Raw genomic sequence first — 13,894 nt, forward strand, 5'->3', positions numbered from 1 at the left:
CTCAGGCGCTCAATGCTAATTTCGGCTGGGCGAGTTTCGGCTGGCAGCCTTCGGCCTTCAGAACACGCACCGTCGAGGCCGGATTGTTGACGAGTGCTGCGGCCGGGCGCACCGGACGACGCACCAGTTCACCATTGCAATTCGGGCAGATACCGGCAAGCACGCTCGTAGCGCAATCGACGCAATAGGTGCATTCGAACGTGCAGATCATCGCCTCGCGGCTGTCGGGCGCGAGATCCTTGTCGCAGCATTCGCAGTTGGGGCGCAGTTCGAGAGCCATGGCGAACCTCTCAGCGGATCGGTTCGTGCACGGTGACGAGCTTGGTCCCGTCCGGGAACGTCGCTTCCACCTGCACGTCGTGGATCATTTCAGGGATGCCATCCATCACCTGGTCGCGGGTGATGACATGCGCGCCCTCTTCCATCAAAGCGGCCACGGAGCGGCCATCGCGCGCACCTTCCACCACATAGTCGGTGATCAGCGCGATCGCTTCCGGATAGTTCAGCTTGACGCCCCGCTCCAGGCGACGACGGGCAACGACCGCGGCCATGGAAATCAAGAGCTTGTCTTTTTCGCGTGGGGTGAGGTTCATGGGCTTCCCGCAATCGGCGTCATCAATGACAAATCAGATGTTCCAGACTTTCGGCACTGGCGCGCCGTTACGCAATACGGAAATTGCCGGTACCAGGCTTTTTCTGAGCTCGAACCCCGTCGGTGCCGTGAGACGCGCAACGATCTTGCCGTTGAAGAAGCTCGCCCCGCCGGACGTGGGCCCGAGACAGTCCCTCAGCTTCGGAAACAGAGCCTCCGCCAGCGGTCCGGAATAAAACAGCGTCGCGAAGGCGACCTGGCCCGAAAGGACGGCGGCCGCTTCCGCCAGTCGCGCGATTTCGCCGTCGAAACGCATTTCTTCCGCATGAATGAGCGAGCCTGCGCGCCGGACACGCCAGCGATCGCGGAAGAAGCCGAGATTGACCGCTTCGCCCATCATCTTACGACCGAGAATGACGGCCTCGACCGCGAGAAATTTGGCGGTTTCGGCGAGATCCACATCGAGCCGGCGGGTCAGCGAGGAACGGTCGAACAGGATGGTTTCCTGCGGCAACCAGTGGACGGAGGCGTTTTCGCCGACGGTGATATGAGTGGAGACGGAGGCAGTGTCTGCGGCTGCCTTGTATATCTTCTCGTTGGCCTGCGTGGTGACCGAGAGGCGGGTGGAATCGGATGCGGCGACGGACCAATCGATCACGTCGCCGCCCGTCAGTCCCCCTGACGTGTTGATGAGGATCGCCTCCATTTCAGGCGAAAAGGTTTCCGGAAGGCGTATTTTTGCGCAGCCTTCCTGGAAGAACTGGTCAAGCCGTGTGCGCCCGGCAAACGCCTTGGTTACAAGGCGTCCCGAACCCCTTGCCCGCTGCGGCGGGGTGTCGTCGGCTGAATGCTGCTGCACGTCGTGTCCTGCATGTTGATCTGTGTCGAGCAGTCAGACGCAACAGTCGTGCCAGACTTCGATCCGCTAGAGGATTTCGCAGGCGCGGCCGTGGCGACCATATCCGTCGTGTCGGCCTTCGAGAAGAAATCCCACATGCGGAAAGCCGGATCGACATTGGCGTCGAAGGCAGGCTTGGCCGGCACGACGCTCGAAACCTTGGTGACACCGGCAACGCCATCCTTGGCGGCAGCCATCACCGCTTCCCGGGCTTCCGAAGGCCTCGGCCAGTCATGCGTGCCCTTTTCGAAGACGTAGGTCGCGATGCGGGCGCCGTTGGTGCAGGTGCCGTACATCGTGTAGGTCACGCCTTCGACAGTCTTTGCGTTACCGTTGCCCTTGCAGCCGTCGAGATCGGTCCAGCGCTTGATCGCGGTCTTGAAACCATACTGCCAATAGGCGCTGCCGCCGCCGGCATAGGGGTTCTGGGCATCTTTTTCGCCCGCAAAGGCCACGATCGAGATCGGCTTGGCCGGATTGCAGTTGGCGGCATCGGGCCCCCACTTGCCATCGGTCTCGACGGGACGACCGGCGCGCAGCGAATTCACAAAACCTGCCGCGACGAAATCGTCCTGACCGGAGCAGACATAGGCCGACAGCATGCGGCCGCCACCGGAATAACCCGAGGCAAAGATCCGGTTCGGATCGACGCAGAGGTCATCCTTCACCTCTTCGACGGCATCCTCGATAAAGGCGATCTCGTCCTGGCCGCCCTGGGCGCCATTGGGAAGAATAGCCTGGCTCACCTGCACATGCGGAACGTTCCAGCCATAGGTGCCCGGCGCCTTGCCGGACAGGCTGCCTTGCAGCGCCACGGCGATAAACCCGTTCTTTTCGGCAACCTTGTCCCAGGAAGAGCGCTTCAACTGGCCGACCGGATTGGAGTTGCTGCCGTGAAAATCGAACACGACGGGCAGTTTGTCCTTGCCTGTATAGGACGACGGCACGAAGTAGACGGCCTGGCGTTCGATACCGTCGGTCTCGATGGTGACCGGGTGGAGACCCGGCGTCATAGGCTGGCCACAGCCGGCAAAAGCGGCACCTGCGGCCAAGAAAAACGCTCCGGTCGCGGTGGCGCGAAGGGCGGAGCGGGAACGAGAACCAACAATGCGTTCAAAGACCATCAGCGCCTCATCATGGGGTGCGGGGGTTATCTACGATGTTCGGAAGATGCGTTCATCTGCTGTTCATCTAGCACACAGGCCCAGGCTTTGAAACCGCGTTAACGAATAGAAGCCATGCAAACATTGACCCCTAAACAGTTAGGTGTCGCCTTGCTTCTGCCGTATCCAGTGTCTCAGCGGCGCCTTCGTGCACGATCTCGCCACGATCCATAATATAGACATGATCTGCCAGCTCCCGGCAGAAGTCGAGATACTGTTCGACCAGCAGGATCGCCATGCCGGTACTGTCGCGCAGGTAACGGATAGCCCGGCCGATATCCTTGATGATCGACGGCTGGATGCCTTCGGTCGGCTCGTCCAGCACCAGGATTTTCGGCCGCGTGACCATGGCGCGTCCGATCGCCAGCTGCTGCTGCTGGCCGCCGGACAGATCGCCGCCGCGGCGCCCGAGCATGGATTTGAGCACCGGGAACAGCGCGAAGATGTCGTCCGGGATGAACTTGTCCTTGCGCTCCAGCGGTGCGTAACCGCTTTGCAGGTTTTCCTGAACGGTGAGCAGCGGGAAGATTTCGCGCCCCTGCGGCACATAGCCGATGCCGTGCCTGGCGCGGTGATAGGGTGCAAGCCCGTTCAACGTCTCGCCCTGAAAGCTGATCGTCCCCGCTGACACCGGATGCTGCCCGGTGACGGCGCGCAGCAGCGACGACTTGCCGACGCCGTTGCGACCAAGCACGCAGGTGATCTTGCCCATATCGGCTTTGATCGACACGCCGCGCAGGGCCTGGGCTGCACCGTAATGGAGATTGACGTTTTCGACTGTCAGCATGGTCGGTCTCTTTTCTCTTTGTGTCGGCCGTTCGAGGATCGACAAGCTTGCCGCACCCCTTCACCTCCCCCTTGAGGGGGGAGGTCGCAGCGAAGCTGCGGGTGGGGGTGACCGCCGGGATCCCAAAGATCACTCCACCCCGGCGCTTTGCGCCGACCCTCCCCCTCAAGGGGAGGGTGAAGCCTCACCGCCCCAGATAATTCTCAATCACCTTCGGATCGTTCGACACGAAATCGATCGACCCTTCGGCCAGCACCGACCCTTCCGCGAGACACGTCACCTTGACGCCGAGATCGCGGATGAAGCCCATGTCGTGTTCCACCACCACGACCGAGCGGGTCTTGGCGATTTCTTTCAGCAGCAAGGCGGTCTCGGATGTCTCGGCATCCGTCATGCCGGCGACCGGTTCATCGACCAGAAGCAGCTTCGGTTCCTGCGCGAGCAACATGCCGATCTCAAGCCACTGTTTCTGGCCGTGGGAAAGATTGGCGGCATATTCGTTTTTGCGGTGGGACATGCGGATCGTCTCGAGGATCTCCTCGATGCGCGCCTTGTCGTCGGCAGACAGCGTATAGAACAGCGTGCCGAACACGCTGCGCGACCGGTTGAGCGCCAGTTCGAGATTGTCCCACACGGTGTGGCTTTCGAACACGGTCGGCTTCTGGAATTTGCGGCCGATGCCGAGCTGGGCGATATCGGCCTCGTCCTTCTTGGTGAGGTCGATCGTGTCTTCGAAGATCACCCGGCCGGTATCGGGACGCGTCTTGCCGGTGATGATATCCATCATCGTCGTCTTGCCGGCACCGTTCGGGCCGATGATGGCGCGAAGCTCTCCCGGTTCGACCACAAGCGACAGCGAGTTGATCGCCTTGAACCCGTCGAAGGAGACCGAGACGTCTTCGAGATAGAGCAGGCTTTTGGCGCGTGTTTCGGCAATCGTGTTCATCGTCTCACTCCGCTGCCTGAACCTGTCGGGCGACCGGGACCGCCCCGGCATCCCTGCCCTTTTCCGCCTCGACCGCTGCCTTCAGCGCCTTGCGGCCAGCAAAGCCGTGCTGGATTGTGCCGACGATACCGCGCGGCAGGAACAGCGTGACGGCAATAAACAGCCCGCCCAGCGCAAACAGCCAGATCTCCGGGAAGGCGCCGGTGAAATAGCTCTTGCCGGCATTGACGAGGATGGCGCCGATGATCGGGCCGATCAGCGTGCCGCGCCCGCCGACAGCCGTCCAGACGACGACTTCGATGGAGTTGGCGGGGGCAAATTCGCCCGGATTGATGATGCCGACCTGCGGCACGAACAGCGCACCGGCAATGCCGGCAAACATGGCCGAAACGACGAAGGTGAACAGCTTGATATTCTCCACCCGGAAGCCAAGAAAGCGGACCCGGCTTTCCGCATCGCGCACGCCGACGAGCACCTTGCCGAATTTCGAGCGGGTGATGGCCGAGGCGACCAGCAGGCAGAGAGCCAGCATGATGGCCGACATCGCAAACAGCGCTGCACGGGTGCCGCCGGCCTGCACGTTGAAGCCGAGGATTTCCTTGAAATCGGTCAAGCCGTTATTGCCGCCGAAACCCATGTCGTTGCGGAAGAAGGCAAGCAGCAGCGCATAGGTCATCGCCTGGGTGATGATCGATAGATAGACGCCGTTGACCCGGCTCCGGAAGGCAAACCAGCCGAACACGAAGGCAAGCAGGCCCGGCACGACCAGAACCATCAGCATGGCAAAGGCGAAGTTATCGAACCCGTACCAGAACCACGGCAGTTCCTTCCAGTTGAGGAAGACCATGAAATCGGGCAGCAGCGGATTGCCGTAGGTGCCGCGCGAGCCGATCTGGCGCATCAGATACATGCCCATCGCATAACCGCCGAGCGCGAAGAACGCGCCGTGGCCGAGCGATAGGATGCCGCAATAGCCCCAGACCAGATCGAGTGCGAGCGCCAGAAGCGCGTAGCAGAGATACTTGCCCATCAGCGCCATCGCATAGGTCGGGATGTGGAGCGCGCTGTCGGGCGATGTCAGGAGATTGAGCGCCGGAACGATCAAGGCGACGCCGAGCAGGATGGCGATCGCAACGACGATCTTGCCTTCGAGTGCACGCAGAATGAAGCCGGTAATCATGCTTCGATCGCCCTTCCCTTGAGCGCGAACAGGCCGCGCGGACGTTTCTGGATGAAGAGGATGATGAGAACCAGAACCAGGATCTTGCCGAGAACGGCGCCGACCGAGGGTTCGAGGAACTTGTTGAGCACCCCGAGCGAAAGTGCCCCGACCAGCGTGCCCCAGAGATTGCCGACGCCGCCGAACACCACGACCATGAAACTGTCGATAATGTAGCTCTGGCCGAGATTGGGCGAGACGTTGTCGATTTGGCTGAGCGCGACGCCCGCAATGCCGGCAATGCCCGAGCCGAGCGCGAAGGTCAGTGCATCGACCCATGGGGTGCGGATGCCCATGGAGGATGCCATGCGGCGGTTCTGGGTGACGGCGCGCATGTTGAGGCCGAAGGCGGATTTCTTCATCACCACCAGCAGCGCGAAGAAGATCGACAGCGAGAAGATCACGATCCACATGCGGTTCCAGGTGATCGTCATGCCGCCGAGCGGAAACGAACCGGACATCCAGGACGGATTGCCAACTTCCTTGTTGGTGGGGCCGAAGATGGAGCGGATCGTCTGCTGCAGGATCAGCGACACGCCCCAGGTGGCGAGCAGGGTTTCCAGCGGACGGCCATAGAGAAAGCGGATGATACCGCGCTCCACAACGAAACCGACGGCACCGGTCACGAGGAAGGCGACCGGCAGCGCGATCGTCAGCGACCAGTCGAACAGGCCGGGCGCGTGGCTGCGGATCACTTCCTGCACCATATAGGTGGAATAGGCGCCGAGCATGACCATTTCGCCATGCGCCATGTTGATGATGCCCATCACGCCGAAGGTGATGGCAAGCCCGATCGCGGCCAAGAGCAGCACCGAGCCGAGCGACACGCCGTACCAGACGTTCTGGGCCAGATCCCACAGCTGCTGCTCGTTCTGGATTGCTTTGATCGCCGCATCGAGATCGGCCTTCAGGCTCGGATCGATGGTTGACGAGACCGAACTCAGGATGCCGAGCGCACTGCGCCCGCCGAGATTGCCCATGGTCTGGATGGCGGCGCGCTTTTCGTCGAGCGAGCGGTCGGATGAGAGCACCGAGACGGCGCGCGCCTCTTCCATGCGGAATTTGACGTCGCGGTCAGTTTCCTTGGCAATAGCAGCCTCAACGAGATCGAGCGCCTCCGCACTCGGCGACAAAAGGATTGCATCGGCTGCCGCAAGACGGACACCGCGATCCTGGCTCATCAGCGTCAAACCGCCAAGCGCTGCACGAATGGCGCGCCGCAGCGTATTGTTGACGCGGATCTTGGTGACGGCACCCTTCGCGACCTGGCCGGCGCTTTCCGCCGTCACCGGATCGATCAGATCCAGCTGCGAACCGGCGGGTTTGGCCACGAAGACGGCCTTGTCGGCCTTGCGGAAATAGAGATCACCCTCGGCAAACGCCTCAAGCGCCGGCACAACGCGGATATCGCCACTGGTGGCGATCTGTGCGACGATCGATTCAGCCTGACCGAAATCGGCATCGGCGAGCTGGTTAAACAGCGGCTTTGGATCCGCCCCTTGCGAAAAGGCTGGCGCTGCAAACGAAAAGATCAGAAAAATCAGCGTGAAAAAACGGATAGGCATATCTTTGTCCCCCGGATGGCCGCGTGGGGCGGAGGGCTCGATCGCCCCTCATCCGCCTGCCGGCACCTTCTCCCCGCCAGCGGGGAAAAGGATGATCGTCACGCCCTCACCGACCCCCGGTCACGCTCAAGCGTGGCACGTCCCCTCGCCCCGCATGCGGGGAGAGGGTTAGGGTGAGGGGCAAGCTCAACTTTCGCCGAGACTGGATCAGCTGCCGCCCTTGCCGCCGCACTTGCCGGTGGCAACGTTGAAGTTGCCGCAGGACATGGGCTTGCGCCAATCGGAGATCAGGTCCTTGGAGTCCGGCAGGTAATCCGACCATTCGTCACCGACGACGGCCGGCGTTTCCTGGACGATTTCGAACTGGCCGTCGGCCTGGATTTCACCGATCAGCACCGGCTTGGTGATGTGGTGGTTCGGCATGACGGTGGAATAACCGCCCGACAGGTTCGGCACCGAAACGCCGATGATCGAGTCCAGGACTGCGTTCGTGTCGGTCGTGCCGGCGGATTCGACGGCCTTAACCCAGGCCTGGAAACCGATATAGGCGGCTTCCATCGGATCGTTGGTCACGCGCTTGTCGTTCTTGGTAAAGGCGTGCCATTCCTTGATGAAGGACGCATTGACCTCGGCATCGACGGACTGGAAGTAGTTCCAGGCAGCGAGATGGCCGACCAGCGGCTTGGTATCGAGACCAGCAAGCTCTTCTTCGCCGACCGAGAAGGCCACGACCGGAATGTCTTCGGCCTTGATGCCCTGGTTGCCGAGTTCCTTGTAGAACGGCACGTTGGCATCACCGTTGATGGTGGAAACGACGGCGGTCTTCTTGCCAGCAGAACCGAACTTCTTGATGTCGGAAACGATCGTCTGCCAGTCGGAATGACCGAACGGCGTGTAGTTGACCATGATGTCGGCCTCCGCGACGCCCTTCGACATCAGGTAAGCCTTGAGGATCTTGTTGGTCGTCTGCGGATAGACATAGTCGGTACCGGCGAGAACCCAACGCTGCACGCCTTCTTCCTTGGCAAGATAATCGACCGCCGGAATGGCCTGCTGGTTTGGCGCGGCACCCGTGTAGAAGATGTTGCGCGAGGATTCTTCACCCTCGTACTGGACCGGGTAGAACAGGATCGAGTTCAACTCTTCGAAAACTGGAAGAACCGACTTGCGCGACGACGAGGTCCAGCAACCGAAGACGGCTGCAACCTTGTCCTGGCTGATCAGCTGGCGGGCCTTTTCGGCAAACAGCGGCCAGTCGGAGGCCGGATCGACGACGACGGCTTCGAGCTTCTTGCCGAGAACGCCGCCCTTCTTGTTCTGCTCTGCCACCATCATCAGCATGGCGTCTTTCAGCGTCGTCTCGGAAATCGCCATCGTACCGGACAGCGAATGCAGAACGCCGATCTTGATCGTGTCGTCGGCAGCGTATGCGCCCGAAAGCGCCGTGGCGGACATGGCAGCGGCAAGCAGCGCGCCGGTAAGTTTCACCCTGAATGTCATTGGTCGAACCCCTCTTCTTGTTCGTTCAAGCAACCGGAGATTTAACCGTTGCTTAACCGGACTATCGGCTGCTGCACCGCAAAAACGTATACGTCGAATGACGTATCGAGAGGGGTGAACCGGCCCGTTGGAGGGCAAGCCCTCGCCAGTCTGACAGTTTGCTGACAGCGGCACTCAGTGGCCTGTCAGGGCCCCGATGGCATTCTGCACTCGTCAACCAAATACGAGAGGAAACATGCCATGAAAACGAAACTTGCTCTGACGACCTTCGCCGCCGCACTCGCCCTCACCGCTTCGCTGCCACTGGTCCAGGCAGCCGTTCCCTTTGCCGGCACATCCGCAGCCTTTGCCCGCCAGGGTGCGGACGATGGTCCGAACCATGATGCCAATGACGACAAGGGTGGCAAGCGCGGCGGAAAGAGCAGCGATGACGCCGCGACCCACGACAAGAACGACGACAAGGGCGGAAAGCGCGGCGGAAAGAGCAGCGATGACTCTGCAAACCACAACAAGAACGACCACAAGGGCGGCACGCGCGGCGGCCACAAATAGGCTTTGTCCGACCACTGTCCGCACCCCCGCCGGATGCCGGCGGGGGTGCGGCCGTTTGCAGCAACATCGCCATCATGGCAGAGTAGTGTTTCGCGGCTTAAAAGCGCTGCCACACAGTCCTATCCGGAGTATCAATGGGCGTGACCCGTCGTATCTGTCTTGCTGCGCTGCTCGCGGCCACACTCGGGTCGGCGATTGTCGCATCCGTTGCGCCCGCATTCGCCAAGGATGGCGACGGCGGCGGCGATGGCAGCGGATCTTCCGGCTCGGGCAATGACGGCGGTGGCGATGATGGCGATAACCACGGCGGCGATGACGATGGCGGTGATGACGACGGCAAGGACGGTGCGGGAAGCCATGACGCATCGGGGGGCGGCTATGGCCCAAACGATTCCGATCGGGCCCGCGATGCGGTTCGCAGCGGTCAGATCATGCCGCTAAAGACGATGCTGAGAAAGATCGACGCGACCAGGTATGGTCGCATCATCGACATCCGTCTCAGCCGCTCGCAGTCGCGCGACGTCTATCAACTGAAACTGCGCGACAACAACGGTGCCATCCGCACCCTGCGGGTCGATGCGAGAAGCGGCTCGCTTCTGGGAGGCGGTTGATATCATGAAGATCCTGCTTGCCGAAGACGACCCCCAGATCGCAGCGCTCGTTGTCGAGAAGCTCAGTCGCGAGGGCTATTTCGTCGAAACGCTTTCGAACGGACCAGACATTTGGGAACGGGGAGAGACAGGCGACCATGCAGCCATCATCCTCGATCTCGGCCTGCCGGGGATGGATGGGCTTTCAATTCTCAAGCGCTGGCGGGCAAGCGCCGTCGAAACACCCGTCCTCGTGCTGACGGCGCGCGGTTCGTGGATGGAGCGCGTCGATGGCTTCGACGCCGGCGCCGACGACTACCTGCCGAAACCGTTTCGCAGCGAGGAGCTGCTCGCCCGCCTGAAGGCCCTGCTTCGCCGAACCGGCAAGGTTCAGGCCCGCGTCAAATCGGCCGACCGGTTCACGCTGGACGAGCAGGCCCGCCGTGTGACGTTCGACGGACGCGAGCTGGATCTGAGCCCTCTGGAATACCGCATGATCTCGCTGTTCATCGACCGCCCGGGCGCCGTCCTGACACCGGCGGAGCTTGCAAGCCAGGTTCAGGGCCGCGACGACGACGCCGCCAAGAACGCCGTCGAGGCGATGGTTGCCCGCTTGCGCAAGAAAACCGACAGCGACGCGATCGAGACCCGCCGCGGCTTTGGCTATGTCTTGCCGGAGAAACGCCCGTGATCCGCTCCCTGCGTTTCCGGCTGGCAATCGGCGCCCTGATATCGATCGGTGTGGCCCTGTGGCTCGCCTGGTTCGTGCTCGGTCACCTGTTCGAGGATTATGTCGCCGACCAGTATTCCGCGGAGATGACGGCCGTCTCGGACGCGCTCGGCGCCCGGCTGACAATTCAGCAGAACGGTCTCTCCCTGGCCAGCGAGCCGTCCGATGCACGCTTCCAGATCCCGGCCGGTGGCCTCTACTGGCAGATATCGCCGGCCGACGGGAAACCGCCGCTGCGCTCGCGCTCGCTTTGGGACCAGGAACTTTCGCGGCAGTTGTTTTCTCCCGATCTCTATTGCGGCTTCTACCAGACCGAGGGACCCGATGGTGGCCCGATCCTGATCACGGTCAGGGAGATGTCGATCGGCGAAGGCGATGCCCTGCAGCGCTTCACCCTCTACACCGCCTTCTCCAAGAACGACATGGAGGAAGCGCTGGCGACCTATCACCGACCGTTGGTCATGATGCTGGTAGCCATTGGCGCGCTGCTTTTTATGGCCGCGCTTCTGCAAAGCCTCGTCGGCCTGAGGCCGCTCGCGCGCCTGCGCCGGGATGTGGCCGATATCCGGGCGGGCCGCCTGCCGAGCATCGGTGCGCAGGGACCAAGCGAAGTCACGCCGCTCGTCAACGAGATCAACCTTCTTCTGTCTGAGCGGGAAAATGCCGTCGAGAGGGCGCGCGCCCGGGCAAGCGATCTGGCACATGGCCTGAAGACGCCTTTGACCGTTTTGTCCCATCTCGTCGAAGATTTGCCGGGCGCCCGTCGCGAAACGGCCCTGCAGCAGATCGAGCTGGTGCGCCAGCGCGCCGACCGGCAGTTGCAGGCCGCTCGAATGGGCGTCGAACAGATGGCGACGACATCGCTTCTCGGCATTTCGGGAAAGCTTGTGAGCGTGCTGTCGCCCGTCACAGAAAACCGCGGGATCGACTGGGAGCTCGACATCGATCCGGCGCTCACGGTCCAGGCGGACCCGGCCGATGCGGCCGAAGCGATCGGCAACATTCTCGACAACGCTGTCCGTTTTGCAAGACGGCGCATCGCGCTGACGGCATCGAGGGGCGACGGCGGGATGGTGTTGCTGCGTATCGCGGACGATGGCCCGGGCGTCACGCCGGAGCGTTACGCCTCCATGCTGAAGCGCGGTGTCCGCGGCCAGCAGGAGGAAGACAACGATGGCGCCGGAACAGGCCTTGGCCTGGCGATTTCCGGCGACATCGCAAATGCTTACGGCGGGAAGCTGAGCCTCTCCCGGTCGCATATGGGAGGTCTTGAAGCCGTCCTGTGTCTGCCGGCGACCAAGGAGATCGCGGCATGACGAAGGAGCAGACTACTTCTTTTTGGTGTTGCTTTCGGCCGACTTGACCTGCGAACCCAAAGTCGGCGCAGCCGCTGGAGCGGCCTTGTCCTTCTTGGGTTTGCGCGTTTCCTTGTTGCCGCGTACCTGACCCTTGGCCATGACCTATCTCCTCATGTTGATGGTGAAGCATAGCCGCTGATCCGGGTAAAATAGCAAGCGTTATTACACCGGTTTGATAGGGCATTTTCCGACGCTTGATCGCAAACTCACAATCGGACGGGAACAATTCAACGTCTGATGCAATTGCCCCGGATCGATCGAAGCCGTGGAGCATCCCGTGATCAACGACCTCTGGTACAAAAATGCCGTCTTCTATTGCCTCAATGTCGAAACCTTCATGGATTCCAACGGCGACGGGGTCGGTGATTTTCAAGGGGTGCAGCGGCGCCTGGACTACCTCGCCGGCCTCGGCGTAACCGCGATCTGGCTGATGCCGTTCCAGGCGTCTCCCGGCCGCGACGACGGATATGATGTCTCCGACTATTACAATGTCGATCCGCGCTACGGCACGCTCGGCGATTTCGTCGAGTTCACCCACAGTGCCAAGCAACGCGGCATCCGTGTCCTGATCGATCTCGTCGTCAACCACACATCGGACGAACATCCCTGGTTCAAGGAAGCCCGTGCCGACAAGAATTCGCGCTACCGCGACTGGTATGTCTGGTCGAAGACGAAACCGGCCAATGCCGATGAGGGCATGGTGTTTCCGGGCATCCAGAAGACGACCTGGACGCGCGACAAGGCCTCCGGCGAGTACTATTTCCACCGCTTCTACGAATTCCAGCCGGATCTCAACACCGCCAACCCGCATGTGCAGGCCGAGATCCTGAAGATCATGGGCTTTTGGCTGCAGCTCGGCGTCTCCGGCTTCCGCATGGATGCGGTTCCCTTCGTGATTGCCGAAAAGGGCGCCGACGTCACAAAGCCGAAGGAGCAGTTCGACATGCTGCGGTCCTTCCGCGAATTCCTGCAATGGCGCCAGGGTGACAGCATCATTCTGGCCGAAGCGAATGTCGTTCCGAAGGAGAACCTGCAATATTTCGGCGACGACGGCGACCGGATGCAGATGATGTTCAACTTCCACGTCAACCAGTCGCTGTTTTACGCGATGGCCAGCGCCGACGTGAGGCCGCTCGCAAAGGCGATGAACGACACCAAGGAACGCCCGGCGACCGGCCAGTGGGGCATTTTCCTGCGCAACCACGACGAACTCGATCTCGGCCGCCTGACCGACAAGCAGCGCCAGACGGTGTTCGACAAGATGGGTCCGGACAAGGACATGCAGCTCTACGACCGCGGCATCCGCCGCCGTCTGGCGCCGATGCTGGGCGGCGATCCGCGCCGCCTGAAACTCGCCTACAGCCTGATGTATTCCCTGCCCGGAACCCCGGTTCTGCGCTACGGCGACGAAATCGGCATGGGCGACGACCTGTCGCTGCCCGAGCGCAACTGCGCCCGCACGCCGATGCAATGGTCGAACGAGCCTCAGGGCGGCTTCACCAAGAGCGACAAACCGATCCTGCCCGTGATCCACGAGGGACCCTACGGCTTCGACCACGTCAACGTCGCCATCCAGCGTCGCGATCCGGATTCCATGCTCAACTGGACGGAGCGGATGATCCGTATGCGCAAGGAAGCGCCGGAGATCGGCTGGGGCACATTCGAATGCCTCGATACCGGCGACGACGGCGTGCTCGCCATGCGCTACGACTGGCGCGACAACGCGCTGGTGATCCTCCACAATTTCCACGACCGGCCGGTGGAGATCACCTTCGACGTCGGCCTTGAGGATGCGGGCAAGAACCTGATCGACATCGCCGACGACTCGGACAGCACAGCGGACGACAAAGGCAAGCATCACATCGTGATCGAGCCCTATGGCTATCGCTGGTATCGCGCCGGTGGGCTGGATTACCTGCTGAAGCGCAGCGAGGTGTGAGCGGCGGTAAAACCGCCCTTGCAAAACCCTGCACCAAAGTCGAAACTGCCTAAAT

At 61.7% G+C, this 13,894-nt stretch carries 15 protein-coding genes; 5 read left to right on the plus strand and 10 right to left on the minus strand.

The genetic code is table 11. The features are described 5' to 3' along the window. Window position 1 precedes the first annotated feature (1 nt). The 9 genes from ACQY1P_RS17105 to urtA form a co-directional block, all read right to left on the minus strand. On the minus strand, window positions 2–280 hold the full coding sequence (locus tag ACQY1P_RS17105) for a DUF1272 domain-containing protein (RefSeq protein WP_430254563.1): 279 nt from the start codon (window positions 278–280) through the stop codon (window positions 2–4). Between the two features lie 10 nt (window positions 281–290). Then, a complete protein-coding gene (locus tag ACQY1P_RS17110) occupies window positions 291–593 on the minus strand; it encodes an urease subunit gamma (protein ID WP_062455242.1) in 303 nt (100 codons plus the stop codon). Window positions 594–626: 33 nt separating this feature from the next. Next, the gene (locus ACQY1P_RS17115; protein WP_430254565.1) at window positions 627–1,451 is read right to left on the minus strand and encodes an urease accessory protein UreD; all 825 of its coding nucleotides are present in this window, start codon (window positions 1,449–1,451) and stop codon (window positions 627–629) included. Beyond that, window positions 1,388–2,542 (minus strand): alpha/beta hydrolase family esterase, encoded by a 1,155-nt coding sequence (locus ACQY1P_RS17120; protein WP_209901560.1) that lies wholly within the window; start codon window positions 2,540–2,542, stop codon window positions 1,388–1,390. The genes ACQY1P_RS17115 and ACQY1P_RS17120 overlap by 64 nt, the downstream gene beginning before the upstream one ends. Window positions 2,543–2,744: 202 nt before the next feature. Then, window positions 2,745–3,440, minus strand: a complete 696-nt coding sequence (gene urtE, locus ACQY1P_RS17125) for an urea ABC transporter ATP-binding subunit UrtE (RefSeq protein WP_113165714.1) — start codon at window positions 3,438–3,440, stop codon at window positions 2,745–2,747. A 184-nt stretch (window positions 3,441–3,624) separates the two neighbouring features. Continuing rightward, window positions 3,625–4,386, minus strand: coding sequence for an urea ABC transporter ATP-binding protein UrtD (gene urtD, locus ACQY1P_RS17130; protein WP_430254568.1), 762 nt, complete (start codon window positions 4,384–4,386; stop codon window positions 3,625–3,627). 4 nt (window positions 4,387–4,390) lie between these two features. Next, entirely contained in the window at window positions 4,391–5,566 is a 1,176-nt protein-coding gene (gene urtC, locus ACQY1P_RS17135) for an urea ABC transporter permease subunit UrtC (protein ID WP_430254570.1), read from the minus strand. Then, window positions 5,563–7,170, minus strand: coding sequence for an urea ABC transporter permease subunit UrtB (gene urtB, locus ACQY1P_RS17140; RefSeq protein WP_430254572.1), 1,608 nt, complete (start codon window positions 7,168–7,170; stop codon window positions 5,563–5,565). The genes urtC and urtB overlap by 4 nt, the downstream gene beginning before the upstream one ends. 207 nt (window positions 7,171–7,377) lie before the next feature. Then, window positions 7,378–8,670: an urea ABC transporter substrate-binding protein gene (gene urtA / locus ACQY1P_RS17145; RefSeq protein ID WP_430254574.1), complete on the minus strand. Its 1,293-nt coding sequence runs from the start codon at window positions 8,668–8,670 to the stop codon at window positions 7,378–7,380. A gap of 240 nt (window positions 8,671–8,910) precedes the next feature. Between urtA and ACQY1P_RS17150 the strand changes: the two genes are divergently transcribed. The 4 genes from ACQY1P_RS17150 to ACQY1P_RS17165 all read left to right on the plus strand — a co-directional run bounded on the left by ACQY1P_RS17150 (window position 8,911) and on the right by ACQY1P_RS17165 (window position 11,858). Further along, window positions 8,911–9,222: a hypothetical protein gene (locus tag ACQY1P_RS17150; RefSeq protein ID WP_430254576.1), complete on the plus strand. Its 312-nt coding sequence runs from the start codon at window positions 8,911–8,913 to the stop codon at window positions 9,220–9,222. A gap of 134 nt (window positions 9,223–9,356) precedes the next feature. After that, window positions 9,357–9,833 (plus strand): PepSY domain-containing protein, encoded by a 477-nt coding sequence (locus ACQY1P_RS17155; protein ID WP_430254578.1) that lies wholly within the window; start codon window positions 9,357–9,359, stop codon window positions 9,831–9,833. A 4-nt stretch (window positions 9,834–9,837) separates the two neighbouring features. Next, entirely contained in the window at window positions 9,838–10,503 is a 666-nt protein-coding gene (locus tag ACQY1P_RS17160) for a response regulator transcription factor (RefSeq protein ID WP_430254580.1), read from the plus strand. Next, window positions 10,500–11,858 carry a sensor histidine kinase gene (locus tag ACQY1P_RS17165; protein ID WP_430254582.1) on the plus strand — a complete coding sequence of 453 codons (1,359 nt, stop codon included), beginning with the start codon at window positions 10,500–10,502 and terminating at the stop codon, window positions 11,856–11,858. The genes ACQY1P_RS17160 and ACQY1P_RS17165 overlap by 4 nt, the downstream gene beginning before the upstream one ends. A gap of 12 nt (window positions 11,859–11,870) precedes the next feature. Here the strand turns inward: ACQY1P_RS17165 and ACQY1P_RS17170 are convergent, their stop codons facing one another. Continuing rightward, window positions 11,871–11,999, minus strand: a complete 129-nt coding sequence (locus tag ACQY1P_RS17170) for a hypothetical protein (protein WP_256413792.1) — start codon at window positions 11,997–11,999, stop codon at window positions 11,871–11,873. A gap of 178 nt (window positions 12,000–12,177) precedes the next feature. Here ACQY1P_RS17170 and ACQY1P_RS17175 point away from each other — a divergent pair, with 178 nt between their 5' ends. After that, window positions 12,178–13,839 (plus strand): alpha-amylase family protein, encoded by a 1,662-nt coding sequence (locus ACQY1P_RS17175; RefSeq protein ID WP_209901573.1) that lies wholly within the window; start codon window positions 12,178–12,180, stop codon window positions 13,837–13,839. The last annotated feature ends 55 nt before the right edge of the window (window positions 13,840–13,894 follow it).

It is taken from the genome of Neorhizobium sp. DAR64872/K0K18 (assembly GCF_050500175.1).
GTDB classification, from domain to species: Bacteria; Pseudomonadota; Alphaproteobacteria; order Rhizobiales; family Rhizobiaceae; genus Neorhizobium; species Neorhizobium soli.